The organism is uncultured Jannaschia sp. (genome assembly GCF_947494025.1).
Taxonomy (GTDB): domain Bacteria; phylum Pseudomonadota; class Alphaproteobacteria; order Rhodobacterales; family Rhodobacteraceae; genus Jannaschia.
Window position 1 is genome coordinate 666,300 of sequence record NZ_CANLTQ010000001.1, and the last position, 15,703, is coordinate 682,002.

Annotated in this window: 14 protein-coding genes; 7 read left to right on the forward strand and 7 right to left on the reverse strand. The window is 70.3% G+C overall.

Annotated elements, in window-relative coordinates:
* The first annotated feature begins 3 nt into the window (after positions 1–3).
* From Q1B08_RS03340 to dxs, 5 genes are read left to right on the forward strand one after another with little or no spacing between them, the layout of a single operon-like run.
* On the forward strand, positions 4–735 hold the full coding sequence (locus Q1B08_RS03340; RefSeq protein ID WP_299814639.1) for a response regulator transcription factor: 732 nt from the start codon (positions 4–6) through the stop codon (positions 733–735).
* Positions 735–1,661, forward strand: coding sequence for a histone deacetylase family protein (locus tag Q1B08_RS03345; RefSeq protein ID WP_299814642.1), 927 nt, complete (start codon positions 735–737; stop codon positions 1,659–1,661). Before Q1B08_RS03340 ends, Q1B08_RS03345 begins: the two co-directional genes overlap by 1 nt.
* Positions 1,654–1,899, forward strand: coding sequence for an exodeoxyribonuclease VII small subunit (locus Q1B08_RS03350; RefSeq protein ID WP_299814645.1), 246 nt, complete (start codon positions 1,654–1,656; stop codon positions 1,897–1,899). The genes Q1B08_RS03345 and Q1B08_RS03350 overlap by 8 nt, the downstream gene beginning before the upstream one ends.
* Positions 1,896–2,765: a polyprenyl synthetase family protein gene (locus Q1B08_RS03355; RefSeq protein WP_299814648.1), complete on the forward strand. Its 870-nt coding sequence runs from the start codon at positions 1,896–1,898 to the stop codon at positions 2,763–2,765. The genes Q1B08_RS03350 and Q1B08_RS03355 overlap by 4 nt, the downstream gene beginning before the upstream one ends.
* Before the next feature lie 25 nt (positions 2,766–2,790).
* Positions 2,791–4,704: a 1-deoxy-D-xylulose-5-phosphate synthase gene (dxs, locus tag Q1B08_RS03360; protein WP_299814650.1), complete on the forward strand. Its 1,914-nt coding sequence runs from the start codon at positions 2,791–2,793 to the stop codon at positions 4,702–4,704.
* Between the two features lie 88 nt (positions 4,705–4,792).
* On the opposite strand, the gene Q1B08_RS03365 is transcribed toward dxs, so the two are convergent.
* The 3 genes from Q1B08_RS03365 to Q1B08_RS03375 all read right to left on the reverse strand — a co-directional run bounded on the left by Q1B08_RS03365 (position 4,793) and on the right by Q1B08_RS03375 (position 8,039).
* Positions 4,793–5,035, reverse strand: a complete 243-nt coding sequence (locus Q1B08_RS03365) for a hypothetical protein (RefSeq protein ID WP_299814653.1) — start codon at positions 5,033–5,035, stop codon at positions 4,793–4,795.
* Between the two features lie 185 nt (positions 5,036–5,220).
* Positions 5,221–5,910 (reverse strand): YjbF family lipoprotein, encoded by a 690-nt coding sequence (locus tag Q1B08_RS03370; RefSeq protein ID WP_299814656.1) that lies wholly within the window; start codon positions 5,908–5,910, stop codon positions 5,221–5,223.
* Complete coding sequence (locus Q1B08_RS03375; protein ID WP_299814659.1) at positions 5,889–8,039, reverse strand: YjbH domain-containing protein; 2,151 nt, start codon at positions 8,037–8,039, stop codon at positions 5,889–5,891. The genes Q1B08_RS03370 and Q1B08_RS03375 overlap by 22 nt, the downstream gene beginning before the upstream one ends.
* A gap of 130 nt (positions 8,040–8,169) precedes the next feature.
* Here Q1B08_RS03375 and Q1B08_RS03380 point away from each other — a divergent pair, with 130 nt between their 5' ends.
* Both Q1B08_RS03380 and Q1B08_RS03385 read left to right on the forward strand, forming a co-directional pair.
* Positions 8,170–8,976 carry an NAD-dependent epimerase/dehydratase family protein gene (locus Q1B08_RS03380; RefSeq protein ID WP_299814662.1) on the forward strand — a complete coding sequence of 269 codons (807 nt, stop codon included), beginning with the start codon at positions 8,170–8,172 and terminating at the stop codon, positions 8,974–8,976.
* A complete protein-coding gene (locus Q1B08_RS03385) occupies positions 8,973–9,614 on the forward strand; it encodes a sugar transferase (RefSeq protein ID WP_299814665.1) in 642 nt (213 codons plus the stop codon). Before Q1B08_RS03380 ends, Q1B08_RS03385 begins: the two co-directional genes overlap by 4 nt.
* 69 nt (positions 9,615–9,683) lie before the next feature.
* Here the strand turns inward: Q1B08_RS03385 and Q1B08_RS03390 are convergent, their stop codons facing one another.
* The 4 genes from Q1B08_RS03390 to Q1B08_RS03405 form a co-directional block, all read right to left on the reverse strand.
* Complete coding sequence (locus Q1B08_RS03390; protein WP_299814668.1) at positions 9,684–10,904, reverse strand: class I SAM-dependent RNA methyltransferase; 1,221 nt, start codon at positions 10,902–10,904, stop codon at positions 9,684–9,686.
* Positions 10,905–10,980: 76 nt separating this feature from the next.
* Positions 10,981–12,837, reverse strand: coding sequence for an ABC transporter ATP-binding protein (locus Q1B08_RS03395; RefSeq protein WP_299814672.1), 1,857 nt, complete (start codon positions 12,835–12,837; stop codon positions 10,981–10,983).
* A complete protein-coding gene (locus Q1B08_RS03400) occupies positions 12,834–13,781 on the reverse strand; it encodes a GIY-YIG nuclease family protein (RefSeq protein WP_299814675.1) in 948 nt (315 codons plus the stop codon). The genes Q1B08_RS03395 and Q1B08_RS03400 overlap by 4 nt, the downstream gene beginning before the upstream one ends.
* Positions 13,778–15,628, reverse strand: a complete 1,851-nt coding sequence (locus Q1B08_RS03405) for an ABC transporter ATP-binding protein (protein WP_299814678.1) — start codon at positions 15,626–15,628, stop codon at positions 13,778–13,780. Before Q1B08_RS03405 ends, Q1B08_RS03400 begins: the two co-directional genes overlap by 4 nt.
* Positions 15,629–15,703 lie beyond the last annotated feature (75 nt).

A 15,703-nucleotide genomic window follows, 5' to 3' on the forward strand; every position in this document is an offset into this window, starting at 1 on the left:
CGCATGAACGACGCGCGGTCCGCGCAGGACGGCCGGGAGGCCCCCACGCTGCAGACTCACGTCCTTCTCGTGGACGATGACGAGCGGATTCGCGGCCTGTTGCAGAAGTTCCTCGTGCGGAACGGCTACCTGACCACGGCGGCGCGCGACGCGAACCATGCGCGGCGCCTCCTCGCCGGGCTCGATTTCGACCTCGCCGTGCTCGACGTGATGATGCCGGGCGACAACGGCTACGTCCTTTGCGCGGAAATCCGCGAGACGCGCGACATGCCGATCCTGATGCTGACCGCGCGGGGCGAGACGTCGGACCGGATCACCGGGCTCGAGGCCGGCGCGGACGATTACCTCGCCAAGCCGTTCGAGCCGAAGGAGCTTCTGCTGCGCCTCCGGGCCATCCTGCGCCGCGCTCCGGCGACCGGCAGCGCGATGTCGAAGATCCTGCATCTCGGCCCCCTTCGCTACGACCTCGACCGGGGAGAGCTTCTGCGCGGAGAGGATTCCGTGCGGCTGACGATCACCGAGACCACGCTGATGCGCACCCTCGCCGCCAACCCGCACGAACCTGTCTCCCGCACCTCGCTCGTGGAGAAGCTCGGACGCGACGGCGAGATGTCGAGCGAGCGCGCCGTCGACGTGCAGATCACCCGCCTCCGGCGCAAGCTGGAGGCCGACCCGAAACAGCCACGCTACCTGCAGACCGTCAGGGGCGAGGGCTACATGCTGGCACCCGATTGATGACCCTTCTGATCACGCATCCCGACGCCGACCTGCACCTGACGCCGCCGGGCCACCCCGAACAGGTCGCCCGTCTGCCCGCGATCCGCCGGGCGCTCGAGGGCATGCCGCTCGACCGGCGCGGGGCGCTGCCCGCCACGGACGCGCATCTGCTGCGCTGCCACCCGCAGGACTATCTCGACCGCCTCGACGCCGCGGCCCCGTCCGAAGGCTGGGCGCAGCTCGACGCCGACACGTTCCTTTCCCCCGGCTCGCTCCGCGCCGCCCGCCTCGCCGCCGGCGGCGCGGTGCAGGCGGTGGATGCGGTGGTGGAGGGCCGGACCCGCAGCGCCTTCGTCGCCATGCGTCCGCCCGGCCACCATGCCGAGACCGCGACGCCGATGGGGTTCTGCCTGTTCGGCACGGTCGCCGTCGCCGCGAAGCACGCGCTCGATCATCACGGGCTCGACCGCGTCGCCGTAATCGATTTCGACGTCCATCACGGCAACGGCACGCAGGATCTGCTCTGGGACGAACCGCGCGCGCTCTTCGTCTCCACCCATCAATCGCCGCTCTGGCCCGGCACCGGCGCCGCGTCGGAACGAGGGGCGCACGACAACGTGATGAACGTCCCCCTGCCCCCCGGTTCCGACGGCGCCGAGATTCGCGCGCGGTTTACCGACGACGTCCTGCCCCGGCTGGAGGCGTTCGCGCCGAAACTGATCCTCGTTTCGGCCGGGTTCGACGCGCACCGGGCCGACCCGCTCGCCAACCTGAACTGGGAGACGGAGGATTACGTCTGGCTCACCGGACGGATCTGCGACGTGGCCAGGCGGCACGCGCGGGGCCGGGTGGTGTCGTGTCTCGAAGGCGGCTATGACCTCGACGCGCTGGCGGAGGCCGGCGCCGCCCATGTGGACGTGCTGCGAGGACTTGACGATGGCTGACGCCCCCGACGACGTGAACACGATGAGCTTCGAGCAGGCTATCGCCGAGCTCGAGCGCGTGGTGAACCAGCTCGACCGCGGCGACGTGCCTCTCGACGAATCCATCAAGCTCTACGAGCGGGGCGCCGCGCTGAAGGCTCGCTGCGACGCCAAGCTCAAGGACGCCGAGGAAAAGGTCGAGCAGATCACCCTTGACGCGGGCGGCAATCCCACCGGCGCGGGGCCCGCCGACCCGTGAGCCTCGCCCACAGGCTGCGCGCGGCGCAGGACGACACCCAGACCGCGCTCGACGCCGCGCTGGCACCGTTCGACGGCCCGGTCGGTGCGGCCATGCGCTATGCCAGCGAGGGCGGCAAGCGGCTCCGCGCCTTTCTCGTGCTGGAAACGTCGGCGCTCTTCGACGTGCCGCGCGCCGGCGCGCTCCGGGCCGCCGCCGCCATCGAGGCGGTACACGCCTATTCGCTGATCCACGACGACCTGCCCTGCATGGATGACGACGACCTGCGTCGGGGACGGCCGACCGTGCACCGCCGCTGGGACGAGGCGACCGCCGTGCTGGCCGGCGACGCGCTACAGACGCTCGCCTTCGAGCAGCTGGCGGGGCATGGGACGGATCCCGACCCGGCCATCCGCGCCGAACTCGTCCTGACGCTGGCGCGGGCGGCGGGGGCGGCGGGCATGGTCGGCGGCCAGGCGCTCGACATCGCCGCCGAGACCGCGGACGAGCCACTCGACATCGACGCCATTACGCGATTGCAGCGCCTCAAGACCGGCCGCCTCCTCGAATGGCCCTGCCGCGCCGGGGCGATCCTGGGCCGCGCCGATCCCGCGCCGCTCCTCGATTATGCGCGCCATCTGGGGCTCGCCTTCCAGATCGCCGACGACCTCCTCGACGTGGAGGGCGACGCCGCGACCCTCGGCAAGGCCACCGGCAAGGATGCGGGCGCGGGCAAGGCCACCTTCGTCTCGCTTCTCGGCACCGCCGAGGCGCGCCGCCGGGCGGAGGCGCTCGTGCGCGAGGCGGAGGCCGCCCTTTTGCCCTTTGGCGCCCGGGCTGCTAGCCTGAAGGAGGTCGCGCGCTACGTCGTCGACCGCGACAGATAAGGTTCCGACCGATGATCTCGACAGCATGACCGCATCCGACACCCCCCTTCTCGACCGCGTCGCCGGTCCCGCCGATCTGCGGCCGATGTCCGACCGCGACCTGCGGCAACTGGCCGACGAGCTCCGCTCCGAGACGATCCAGGCCGTGTCCCGCACCGGCGGGCATCTGGGCGCGGGGCTTGGCGTGGTCGAGCTGACCGTGGCGCTGCATGCCGTCTTCGACACGCCGCGCGACAAGCTGATCTGGGACGTCTCGCACCAGAGCTATCCGCACAAGATCCTGACCGGCCGCCGCGATCGCATGGGCACGCTGCGTCAGCGCGCGGGGCTGTCGGGCTTCACCAAGCGGACCGAGTCGCCCTACGACCCGTTCGGCGCGGCGCATGCCTCCACCTCGATCAGCGCGGCGCTCGGCTTTGCCACCGGGCGCGAGCTCGGGGCGGACGATGTGGGCGACGCCATCGCGGTGATCGGCGACGGTGCGCTGACGGGCGGCATGGCCTACGAGGCGCTGAACCATGCGGGCCATCTGGGCACCCGCCTGATCGTCGTGCTGAACGACAACGAGATGTCGATCGCGCCCCCGGTCGGGGCGATGTCCTCCTACCTGTCGCGCCTCTACGCCGGCGCGCCGTTCCAGGACATCAAGGCCGTCGCCAAGGGGGCGGTGGGCTACCTTCCCACGCCCTTCCAGGAGGGCGCGCGCCGGGCGAAGGAGATGCTGAAGGGCATGACCTTCGGCGGAACCCTCTTCGAAGAGCTGGGCTTCAGCTATGTCGGCCCGATCGACGGGCACGACATGGACAGCCTCCTGAGCGTGCTGCGCACCGTGAAATCCCGCGCGACGGGGCCGATCCTGATCCACGCCATCACCAAGAAGGGCAAGGGTTTCCGTCCGGCCGAAAGTGCCGTCGACGGCGGCCACGCCACCTCCAAGTTCGACATGGCCACCGGCGAGCAGTCCAAGGCCAAGTCGAACGCGCCGAGCTACACAAGGGTCTTCGCCGAAAGCCTGATCGACGAGGCGGGGCGGGACGACCGCATCGTCGCCATCACCGCCGCCATGCCCGACGGGACCGGCCTCAACCTCTTCGCCGAGCGCTTCCCGGCCCGCTGCTTCGACGTGGGCATCGCCGAGCAGCATGGCGTGACCTTCTGCGCCGGACTCGCCGCGTCGGGCCTGAAGCCCTTCTGCGCGATCTACTCGACGTTCCTGCAACGCGGCTACGACCAAGTCGTGCACGACGTCGCGCTGCAGAACCTGCCGGTGCGCTTCGCCATCGACCGCGCGGGGCTCGTCGGCGCGGACGGCGCCACCCATGCGGGCAGCTTCGACGTGGCCTACCTGTCGAACCTGCCGAACTTCACCGTCATGGCCGCCGCCGACGAGGCGGAGCTTCGGCACATGGTCGCGACCGCGGCCGCGCACGAGGCCGGCCCCATCGCCTTCCGTTTCCCACGGGGCGAGGGCGTCGGGGTCGAGATGCCGGAACGCGGCACCCCGCTCGAGATCGGCCGGGGACGGATGATTCACGAGGGGGAGCGTGTGGCGCTCCTGTCCTTCGGCGCACGCCTGCAGGAAGTGGCGGCGGCGCGCGAGAAACTCATCGCACGCGGCATCTCGCCCAGCGTGGCCGATGCCCGCTTCGCCAAGCCGCTCGACCGCGACCTGATCCTGCGGCTCGCGCGCGATCACGAGGCGCTGATCACCATCGAGGAGGGGGCGGTCGGCGGCTTCGGCAGCCATGTCGCGCAGCTTCTGTCGGAGGAGGGTGTGTTCGACGACGGCCTGCGTTTCCGCTCGATGGTCCTGCCCGACGCGTTCCTCGACCAGGGCGCCCCGGGCGAGATGTATGCCGAGGCGGGGCTGACGGCGGCGGATATCGAGCGCAAGGTGCTCGAGGCGCTCGACATCGGCGTCATGCGCGCGCGCGCCTGACGCGCGACCTGTTCGCCGTCAGAGCCTAGCCTGAACGAAAAGGGGCACGCCGAAGCGTGCCCCCGAACGTCCGAATGATCTTTGGGGATCAGTTGGTCGTGCTCGTCGTGGTGGTCGAGCTGCCGTCGTCGTCGTCATCGTCGGAGACGATCGCGATCACGGCGATACCACCCACCAGGACCGAAGCCGTCGCGACGGCAGGGTTGTTCATGTCGAACCCGCCGAAGTTCTGCGTCGACTTGTCGGTCAGGCGCACGTCCTGATCCGCGGACGCGGCGATGGGGGAAACCAGCAGCGCGGCTGCGGCGACGGAAGCGAGGATAGTCTTCATCGGTGAAACTCCAAATGGCGACGCGATTACCGTGAGAGCTATGCCGGTGGCCGCAGGCGATCAAGCGTTTCCATGAACATCGCTGTAAAAAGATGGATGTTCGGCGACTTGGCCACGGAATGCGTCGAAATTTCGCCGAGGCGGAACCGATCGGGCGTCCCGCGCATTTCAGGACGTCTCGAAATCTAGTCGTTGAGGCGGACGAACTCGAAATCGCCCAGCTCGGGCGTGATTCGCTCGACGCTCCTGCGGATCGTCCCGCCCGGCTGGATCCAGTAGCGGTTGGTGAAGCGCCCGCCCGGCCCGTCGCAGCTTTCGGTGAAGGTGCGCGTGTCGTAGTCGCGCCCGTAGATCGACAGCGTCTCGGTTCCGACCAGCCGGACATTGCAGAGATATTGCCGCGCCTCGATCACGCCGGCGCCGTCGATGACCCGGTGGACCCGCACCACGCCGTCCGCGCCGCCCGCCCGGAGCGCGCGGATCAGTCCGTCCGCATCCGTCGTCATCCGGTCGAACCCGAATCCCCGCGTGCCGGCAACGATGCCGTCGCGCCGCAGGATCGACTGGCCCGCCGTGTTGCGCCATTCGATCACGCCGAGATTGGCGCTGTTGGCGACGAGCGTGAAGCCGATATCCTCCGTCTGCTGGATCACGAGCAGCACCGAGACGGGGGCCGAAGCGATCAGCTCCGGGGTCAGCTGCGTGCGGGCATCCACCGAGGGCGGGTCCGGCCGGACGAGATCCGCGACCGCGGCCGTCGCCAGCCGCAGCGGGGATTCCCGGATGTCGTTGCCGCAGCCCGCCAGCGCGAGCGTGAGCGCGGCGGCGAGGCCCGCGCGGCGCCAGAACCGTGTCATCGCCAGAACCGCCCCCATTCGTCGGATAGATCCGGCGCGGACTGGTCCCGCACCAGAGGATAGAGCCGGTTGCGCAGACGCAGCCGCGCGCCGCCGTCGCGAAGGATCGGCTGGATCGTGAACGCCGCGCCGGTCTGCGTCTGCTGCCCGGTCATCCAGGCGAGCGGGATGCGCAGGCTGATCCCCTTGTCGAAGCTGCCCTCGCCGAACTCCTCGGAGGTGACGTTGGTCTTGGTCGCGTAGGCCCCGATCCGCCAGCCGTTGGCGAATTCGCGCGTCAGCTCGTAGGTCGCGCCTTCGTCGCCCGCCAGATAGCGGCCCACGTCGAGCTGGCTCAGGAAGCCGTTGCCGTGATCGTAGTAGCCGGTCACGAAGGCGGTGGTCGCGTCGAGCTCGCGGAAGCCGAAAGCCATGTCGAAGTCCCGCTGCCGCACGCGGTTGACCTCGGCGCCGATGGCGAGCGGCGCGCCGTCGCGCTTCCACAGCAGCTCCGCCGAGACGCCGCCATATTGCGTCTCGAGCAGGCCCGCGGACAAACGGCCATGGAAATCCGGCGCGGGGCGGAAGATGTAGTTCGCCGTCAGGTACGGAATGAACGGCCCGTCCTCCTCGGCGTACAGGTAGGAGTTGGTCCGCACGCGCGGCAGGACGGAGTTCGAGCGACGGTCGTATTCGTCGCGGTTGCCGGCGATCTTCTGTCGCACGGCGCCGTCGAGGATGAGACCCGGCGCCGGCTGGTAGCGCCCCGAGAGCTGCGCGCCGACATCGAGGCGGAACGGGTTGTCCGGATCGAAGGTGGTCGTCGCCGTGTACGGGCCCAGCGCCCAGCGGAAGCGAGGATAGGCCTCGGCCTCCGTCACCAGCCCGGCATCCGGCAGGGTCACCGCGTCCACCCGGCGGGAGGCCGCGAGGATTCGCGCGGCGCCGTCCGGCGCGTTCTCGAACCGCTCCACGTCGCTACGCCGGAGGATGACGGCGGAGCCCGCCGTGCCGACCGCGTTCAGCGGCACCAGGATCAGCGTCTCGACCGAGGGCGGCAGAGCGGCGGTCGCGGCGCGCGCGGCACGGCCGATGGCCTGCGCTTCCGTGGTGTAGCGGCGGTTGCGGAACCGGATTTCGGCCCGCGTCGCGTCGAGCCGGGTGGCCACGAGCTCCAGCTCGGCCTCGGCCAGCGCCGTGTCGAGCGCGGTCCGGACCGCCGGCGCCGCCGCCGGGTCCGACACCCAGCCGCGCGACCAGACGTCCGGGTTTTCGCGGTAATCCGGGCGCAGCGTGACCGGGCGCGGGGTCTCCTCGAGGCCGCTGCCCAGCGGCGCGCGCTTGGGGTTGGCCGCGAACTGGAAGGTCAGGCCGACCTCCGTCCCCTGTATCGCATGGAGTCCCACGCGAATGCCGGGCAGGATCGCGTAGTCGAGCCCGAAATTGATCGGGCTCTCGGGGTCGATGATGTCGCGCCCGCGCGCCTGTTCCAGCCGGTACTCGTCGGGCGAGTACTCCATCTTCAGCGTCAGGCGGTCGGTCGCGTCGTACTGCACGCCCGCGAACAGCGCGGCGTCGCCCCGGAACAGCCGGTCGAGGGAGAAGTCGCCGCCTTCGTCGAAGTCGAAGCCGGGACGGTCGTCGAAACGCTCGTCCAGAGCGCCCAGCGGGTTGTCGAACCCGCCCTTCCCGCCAAGACGTCCCCAGCCGATCCCGCCGGAGAGCGTGAGGTCGCCGACGGACTTGGTGGCGACGAGGTATTCCGCGCCGTAGATGCCCGTTCCGCCGAAATCCTGCAGGCCCACCGTCACCGCGGGACGCCATCCGCCCTCGGGCAGAAGCTGCACGCGCAGGTCGAAGCTACGGTCGTAGGTGCGCTCGAACTCGCCGTTTCCGCGCGGCAGGAAGTCGGGCACCGAGGCGTAGCGGAACAAGCCCTCGACCCGGGGCAGGATCTGGAAGGCGATCTGGCCGCGACCGATGTCGTTCGACAGCAGCGTCAGGCTCGTCGTGAGCTCCGCGTCGGGCTGCATCTGCGCGGAGGGCGTCTCGATCAGGCCCGGCACGCCGTAGGTGTTGATCGAGCGGACGCCCTGAATCTGCGCCTGCGCCACGCTGCCGGCAAGGAACGTGGCGGCGAAGAGGGCGGCTCGGGTCCAGCGCGGCATGGAAGTCCTCGGATCAGGTCATCCGCTTAATGGCCCCTCGTCGCGGCGGCGGAAAGCGCCCCCGGCACGATCGGCAGGATCGCGCGACGGAGTGTCTTGAATCTGCAACTGCGACTTGTATGGCGTCCCCATGCCCGCTGCCCCTCCCGACCTTTCCTGTCTCGCCGTGCTCGGCGCCGGCGGCCGCATCGGCCGGCTGCTTCGCCCGATCTGGGGCGCGGCGCCCGCCTGGCATGCGCGGTCGGACGGGCCGCCGGCCCCGGCGGTCGCGGGACGCGGCGTCGTCGTTTGCCTGGCGGGGGTCACCTCGGGCGACGCGGCGGCGCTGGCGGGAAACACGGACGCCGCGCTCGACGCTCTGGAGGCGGCTCGGGCGGCCGGCGCGGCGCGGGTCCTGCTGATGTCCTCCTCGGCGGTCTACGGACGCGCCGAAGGCCCGCTGACCGAGGACCGGCCGGCCATCCCCGCCAACGCCTACGGCGCGGCCAAGCACGATATGGAGCGCGGTGTGGCGGCGTGGCGGGCCGCGCATCCGGACGGGCCGGAGGCGGTCTGCCTGCGCCTCGGCAACGTCGCGGGCGCCGACGCGTTGCTCGGCCGGCTCGGCGCCACGCCGCCCCGGCTCGACATCTTCCCCGACGGGCGCGGGCCGCGGCGGAACTATGTCGGGCCGGTCACGCTCGCCCGGACGCTGGCCGCACTCGCCGCCCATCCCGGCCCCCTGCCCCCGGTCCTGAACCTCGGCTCGCCGGGGCTCGTCGACATGACGGACCTGCTGCGCGCGGCGGGACGGGACTGGGACGCCGTGCCCGCCTCCGACGCGGCCCTGCCGGAGGTCGCGCTCGACACGTCGCGGCTGGCGGGGATCGTGCCGCTCGGTCCCAAAACGGCGGCGCCCGCCACCTTGGTCGCGGAATGGCGGGAGGCGACCGCGTGACCCGGGGCAAGCGGCTCTTCGACATCGTGTTCTCGCTCTACCTGATGGTCTTTCTCGCCCCGGTTTTCGCCGTGGTCGCGTGGAAGGTCTGGCGGCAGGGGGACGGCCCCGTCTTTTACGGCTCCGAGCGGATGCGCGCCCCGGACGAGGCGTTCACGCTCTGGAAGTTCCGCACCATGGCGTCCGACCCTTCGGACCGGGGCGTGACCGGCGGCGACAAGTCCCGCCGCATCACGCCGCTCGGCCGCGCCCTGCGCCGTCGCCGGCTCGACGAGTTGCCGCAGCTCTGGAACGTGCTGCGCGGCGACGTGAGCTTCGTGGGCCCCCGCCCGCCGCTGCGGCGCTACGTCGAGATGTTCCCTGACCTCTACGCCGAGGTCCTGCGCTCGCGCCCCGGGGTCACGGGCCTGGCGAGCCTCGTCTTCTCCCCGCACGAGGCGCGCATCCTCGAGGCCTGCGACACGTCGGAGGAGACGGAGCTCGCCTATATCCGCATCTGCGTCCCCCGGAAGGCGGCGCTCGACCTGCTCTACCAGCGGCATCGCAGCTTCTGGCTGGACGTGAGGCTGATCTCCTGGACCACGGCGAAGTTCCTGCCGCGCGCGATCCGGCCGCGGCGGAAGGGCAACTGGGTCTGAGTGCGGCCACCGAGCCGCGGACGCCGCCGTGCCCCGCCATCCGCGGCGTGGATTAATCCATCCGCTTGACTAATCCCGGTCGAACCGCGTGACGAGCTCCACATGCGGCGACCAGCGGAACTGGTCCACCACCGTCACCGGCCCCATGCGCCAGCCCGCCGCGACCAGCACGGCGGCATCTCGGGCGAAGGTGCCGGGGTGGCAGCTGACGAAGGCGACCGTCCGCAGCCCGGCGCGCGCGAGCTCCGCCACCTGCGCCGCCGCGCCCGCGCGGGGCGGGTCGATGATGGCGGCGTCGTAGGCGGCCAGCTCATCCGCCGTCAGCGGGTCGCGGAACAGGTCGCGTCGACGCGCGGCGACGGCCTTCAGCCCGCTCGCGTGTCGCGCCCCGCCCTCGAGTGCCGCGACGAGATCCGCGTCGCCCTCGAACGCGTCGACGGGCGCGAGCTCGGCAGCCGGAAAGGTGAACGTGCCGCAGCCGGCGAAGAGGTCGACCATCCGCGCCGCCCCCCGAACCGTTTCCAGAACCTCCGCCACCAGCGTCGCCTCCCCCTCGGCCGTGGCCTGCAGGAACGCGCCCGGCGGCGGGACGACGCGGGCGCGGCCCATGTTCCGCGCCGGCGGCAGCTGCTGGAGCGCGGGCTCGCCGTTCCAGGTGATCCGCGCGAAGCCCGGACCGAGCGGCGCCAGTGCCAGCATCGCGTCCCGGTCGAAGGGCTTGGCCCCGTCGATGGCGAGGTCGAGCCCGTCCGGCCCCTCCGTGACATGCAGCGTGACCTCCGCGCCCCGCGCCGCGGCGATGCGGGTGATCCGCTCGAGCGCCGGCAGCGCCGCGAGGATGCGGGGATGGAGGAGCTTGCAATCCGGGATCGCCACGATCTCGTGCCCGGCGGGAACGTGGAACCCGACCTCCGCCCCTTTCTTCGTCTTGCGCCCGGCCAAGGCCGCCCGGCGGCGGGCGTTCGGCGGCGAGGTGGAGACCCCCGCGATTTCCGCCGCGATCCCCGCGCGCGCCAGCGTGTCGCGCACCAGCGCGGCCTTCCAGCCGGCCACGAAGCCGTCCGAAGCGTGCTGCAGCGCGCAGCCGCCACAACGCCGGAAATGCCGGCAGGGCGGCGCCACGCGGTCGGGCGAGGGCGTCACGATCTTCGGCGCGGGGATCCGGTCGCCCGCCCGCGCCCCGGTCACGGTCTCGCCGGGCAGCGTGCGGGGGGCGTAGACCGGGCCGGTTTCGGTCATGGCGATGCCGTCGCCCTGATGGCCGAGGCGGGTGATGGTGAGGTCGGTCATTCTGGACAGGTCGTTCGCTTGTGTCGGAAAGGGTCGCGCCACGGGGGGAGGGCCAACGGAACGGATGAGCATGCGCTTACTCCGCCGCGACACCGCTCTCCTCTTCGTCGGTGCCGATGAACCCGCCGGATTGCCGCTCCCAGTAGCGGGCATAGGTGCCCTGCATCGCCAGCAGCTCGGAATGGGTGCCCTGCTCGACGATGCGGCCGGCCTCCATCACCACGATCCGGTCCATCCGGGCGATGGTGGAAAGACGGTGCGCGATGGCGATGACGGTCTTGCCCTCCATCACCCGTTCCAGCGCCGACTGGATCGCGGCCTCGACCTCCGAGTCGAGCGCGCTCGTCGCCTCGTCGAGCACGAGGACCGGCGCATCCTTCAGGATGGCACGGGCCAGCGCGATGCGCTGCCGCTGGCCGCCGGAGAGCTTGACCCCCCGCTCGCCCAGAAAGGCCTCGTAGCCGCGATTGCCCTTGTGATCGCGCAGAGCGAGGATGAAGTCGTGCGCTTCGGCCCGGCGGGCCGCGTCCTCCACCTCCGCTTGCGTGGCGTCGGGGCGGCCGTAGAGGATGTTGTCGCGGGCGGAGCGGTTGAACATCGCCGTCTCCTGCGTGACCATCCCGATCTGGCGGCGCAGGCTGTCCTGTCTGATCTCCCGGATGTCGCGCCCGTCGAGCGTGATGCGCCCCGATTCGGGATCGTAGAGCCGCAGGATCAGCGCGACGAGTGTGGATTTTCCCGCGCCCGACGCGCCGACCAGGCCCAGCTTCTCGCCCCGCTCCAGCGTCAGCGACAAGTCGCGGATGCCCCCTTCCGCGCGGCCGTAGGTGAAGGTCACGCCTTCCAGAGCGACACGCCCCTCGGCCCGGTCCACCTGCACCGCGTCGTCGGCGTCGGTCAGCGTCCAGCGCGGCGTGAGGGTGAGCATCCCGTCCTCGATCTCCCCCACATTGGCGTACATCTCCATCAGCGAGAAGCTGACCCAGCCGGTCATCTGCGCGATCCGGATGGCGATGGCGCCGGCGGCGGCGATGTCGCCCGGCGTCGCGGTCCCGGCCTGCCAGAGCAGGATCGTGCCGCCGATCAGCACGACCGGGAGCAGCCCCGCCACCGCCATCAGCGCGAAGCGGAACGCGGCGGAGACGTAGCCGAAGTCGATCGCCCGGTCGCGGAAGGTCGACATCGCCTCGAGCGCGTTGCGGTCCTCGTGCTCGGCATGGCCGAACAGCTTGACGGTCTTGATGTTGGTGATCGTGTCCACGACCTGCCCCGTGACCATCGCGCGCGCGGCGGCGCGCGCCTTGGAGCGTTTGCGGACATGCGGCATGAAGCCCCGGATCAAGAGGACGTAGCCCGCGATCCACGCCGTCAGCGCCAGCGCCACCCGCCAGTCGATGGAAACGAGGAGGATCGCCGAGCCGATGAGCGAGGAGGCCGCGAAGGCCACGACGTTGATCGTCTCCGAGGTGACCGACGTCATGGCGCGGGCGGTCTGCATCTGCTTCGTGGCGATGCGCCCGGCGAAGTCATTGTCGAAGAACGTCACCGCCTGCCCCATCGTCCAGCGATGCAGGCGCGACTGCACCAGCGGGTAGACCGAGGGCTGAATGGAGATGCCGTTGAAGGAGGCCGAGGTGCCGAAGATCAGCGGCCGCAGGATCAGGTAGAAGGCGACGAAGGTGCCGAGCAGAAGGGCGTTCCGCGCGAAGTAGCCCTCGGTGCCGCCCGTGACGCTGTCGATGACGGCGCCGAGCAGGAACGCGGTGACGACCTCGGTAACGCCCGAGGCCGCGCTCGCCGCGAAGGCTACGCCGAGAACGGGCCACGCGCCCGAAAGGGTCCAGCGCATGAACGCGCCCAGCGTGTCGGGCGGCGGGCCGTCCGCGCGCGCGAAGGGGGTGATGAGATGGGCCAGCGGAGTGAGGAGCTTCATTTCGTCGCCTCCCGCTTCTCCGCCTGCGCCTGCTGCCAGTCGTGGTAGGACAAGTCGGTGCCTTCGACGTACCAGCGAGTGCGGCCGTTGGTGTTCCGATCCAGAACGACAGAGCCCGCCGCCGAGGGGCCTTTGAAGGCCCAAGGCCTAGAGAAACGAAGCAGCGTCGCTTGCGTCGCGACGCTATTTGACTTGTCCGGAATTAAAACACCGTCTGCTATCAGACGCTTCTTCAATGAGTCGTAGCTCTTTCTAGCATAGTCCATATCCATAAGAGCTTCGGACCCTTCCAGAACAACAAATTCGCCGTCCTCTTCCACGGCTAGAGCCCTTACACCGCTCTTGTGTCTCACCTCGAACCGTACTTCGCCGCTCGTCCGCTCCTCCACCGGCTGGGCCGCCTTGGCGACCGCCTTCGGTTGCGGCTTGAGCATGTCCAGCCCGATCACCGGCAGGATGATCCGCAAATTCGCGAGGAACTGCTCCATGTTCGCGACGTCCGCCTCGGGCAGACGCCGGCGGGAACTGTCGGGATGCGTTCCGTTATCCAGTGTCACGCGCCCGGCCTCCGCGGCGAGCCGGATCAGCTGCGCCTCGAGGTATTCGGCATGCCCTTTCGACAGATCGTCGTCGCTCGTCGTGACCGCGATGGCCATTTCCCAGAAATAACGATTCCTGGCGCTTTGCCGGATGCGCTCGGACACCGAATTGCCCGAGCCGATATAGGCGCGCGTGCCGCCGGGCGTCTCGGGGTCGGGGCCGGAGAGGATGTAGACGCCCGTGCGGTCGACCTCGTCGCGCGCGGTCATCGCGCCGAAGGCCGAGGCGCCGGAGACGAAGAGAAGCCCGGTCCAGCCGTGAATGGTCGCCTTGCGGAGCCCGCTCGGCTTCCCGTCGACCAGAAACAGCTGGATCGTGCGGCCGAAGGTCTCGCCGGTGCTCATTCCGCCGCCTCCTGCGCGCGCGTGTCGATGAAGCCGCCGGATTGCCGCGCCCAGAACTTCGCGTAGAGGCCGCCCTGCCCGAGCAGCGCCTCGTGCGTGCCCTCCTCGACGACGCGGCCGTCGTCGATGACCACGATCCGGTCCATCGCGGCGATGGTGGACAGGCGGTGCGCGATGGCGATCACGGTCTTGCCCTCCATCATCCCGTAGAGCGTGTCCTGAATCGCCGCCTCGATCTCCGAGTCGAGCGCGCTCGTCGCCTCGTCGAGCACCAGCACCGGCGCGTCCTTCAGGATCACGCGGGCGAGGGCCACGCGCTGGCGCTGACCGCCCGACAGCTTGACGCCCCGCTCGCCCACCTGCGCGTCGTAGCCGCGATTGCCTTCCGGGTCCGCGAGCTCGAGGATGAAGTCGTGCGCCTGCGCCTTCCGCGCGGCGGCGAAGACCTCCGCGTCGGTGGCGTCGATCCGGCCGTAGCGGATGTTCTCCATGACCGAGCGATGAAGGAGCGAGCTGTCCTGCTGCACCATGCCGATCGCGTGCCGCAGGCTTTGCTGCGTCACCTGCGTCACGTCCTGCCCGTCGAGCGTGATGCGGCCCTGCTCCGGGTCGTAGAAGCGCAAGAGCAGCTTCACCAGCGTGGACTTGCCTGCGCCCGACCGTCCGACGACGCCGACCTTCTCGCCCGGGCGGACATGCAGCGTCAGGTCGGTGATCCCGCCCGCGCCACCGCCGTAATGATGCGTCACCCCCTCGAAGACGAGATCGCCCCGGGCAAGGCGCAGCGGCGCGGCGTCCGGCGCGTCCAGCAGGCGGATCGGCTGCGCGATCGTCTCCAGCCCCTCGGCCACGACGCCGAGCGCGCGGAAGAACGTCGACAGCGCCCACATGATCCAGCCGGTCATCGCGTTCAGCCGCAGCACCAGCGCCGTCGCCGCCGCGACCACGCCGACCGAGGCCTGCCCCTGCATCCACAAAAGCACCGCCCAGCCGACCACCCCCACGATCAGGAGCCCGTTCAACATCACGAGCGCCACGTCCATGATCGTGAAGAGCCGCATCTCCGCGGCGAAGGTGCTGCGCGTCGTCTCGATCGCCTCGCGCGCGTAGGTCAGCTCCTGCCCCTCATGCGCGAAGAGCTTGACGGAGTGGACGTTGGTATAGGCGTCGACCACCCGCCCCGTCGTCATCGAGCGCGCGTCCGAGGACGCCTTGGAGGCCGGCCCGATCCGCCGCATCGTCCAGCGCACGAGCCCGCCATAGAGAACGATCCAGACCAGCATCGGGATCAGCAGCCGGGCATCGGCGTCGAACAGCAGGATGGCCGCGCCAACCAGATAGGCGATGGCGAAGGTGATCGCGTCGAAGACCTGAAAGATGGCGTCGCCCGCCGCGGTGGGCGTCTGCATGATCCGGTTGGCGACGCGGCCGGCGAAATCGTTCTCGAACCAGCCGACGGATTGCCCCAGCACCTGATTGTGCGCGCGCCAGCGGAACATCGCGCCCATCTGCGGCAGGATCGCGTTGTTCAGGAGCATCACGTCGAGCGCCTGGATCGCCGGGCGGATCAGCAAGATGAAGACCGCGACCGCCACCAGTTCCAGCCCGTGATCGCGGGCGAGGTCGGCGGGCGTCGTGTCCGAAAGGATGTCGACGATCCGGCCCATATAGGCGATGAGCCCGATCTCCACGACCGCGACCGCGACGGAAACGAGCGCGGTGATCGCGAAGAGACGGTGAAACGGTCTGGTCCAGGACCGAAGGAACGGCCAAAGCCGGGCGGGCGGGGTCTCGCCCCCCTGATGCGATGCATAGGGGTCGACGCGGGATTCGAGAAATCGGAACATCGGAGGGCCTTTCGGGCTCGATCCGCATATAACGCCCCCGTCCGGAATTGCCACGGATCGGCGACGCTGCGCCGG

Excerpts from the sequence above, each read along its gene's own strand:
- Q1B08_RS03340 (WP_299814639.1), top strand. The coding sequence starts at position 4 with ATGAACGACGCGCGGTCCGCGCAGGACGGCCGGGAGGCCCCCACGCTG.
- Q1B08_RS03345 (WP_299814642.1), top strand. The coding sequence starts at position 735 with ATGACCCTTCTGATCACGCATCCCGACGCCGACCTGCACCTGACGCCG.
- Q1B08_RS03350 (WP_299814645.1), top strand. The coding sequence starts at position 1,654 with ATGGCTGACGCCCCCGACGACGTGAACACGATGAGCTTCGAGCAGGCT.
- dxs (WP_299814650.1), top strand. The coding sequence starts at position 2,791 with ATGACCGCATCCGACACCCCCCTTCTCGACCGCGTCGCCGGTCCCGCC.
- Q1B08_RS03365 (WP_299814653.1), bottom strand. The coding sequence starts at position 5,035 with ATGAAGACTATCCTCGCTTCCGTCGCCGCAGCCGCGCTGCTGGTTTCC.
- Q1B08_RS03370 (WP_299814656.1), bottom strand. The coding sequence starts at position 5,910 with ATGGGGGCGGTTCTGGCGATGACACGGTTCTGGCGCCGCGCGGGCCTC.
- Q1B08_RS03375 (WP_299814659.1), bottom strand. The coding sequence starts at position 8,039 with ATGCCGCGCTGGACCCGAGCCGCCCTCTTCGCCGCCACGTTCCTTGCC.
- Q1B08_RS03380 (WP_299814662.1), top strand. The coding sequence starts at position 8,170 with ATGCCCGCTGCCCCTCCCGACCTTTCCTGTCTCGCCGTGCTCGGCGCC.
- Q1B08_RS03390 (WP_299814668.1), bottom strand. The coding sequence starts at position 10,904 with ATGACCGACCTCACCATCACCCGCCTCGGCCATCAGGGCGACGGCATC.
- Q1B08_RS03395 (WP_299814672.1), bottom strand. The coding sequence starts at position 12,837 with ATGAAGCTCCTCACTCCGCTGGCCCATCTCATCACCCCCTTCGCGCGC.
- Q1B08_RS03400 (WP_299814675.1), bottom strand. The coding sequence starts at position 13,781 with ATGAGCACCGGCGAGACCTTCGGCCGCACGATCCAGCTGTTTCTGGTC.
- Q1B08_RS03405 (WP_299814678.1), bottom strand. The coding sequence starts at position 15,628 with ATGTTCCGATTTCTCGAATCCCGCGTCGACCCCTATGCATCGCATCAG.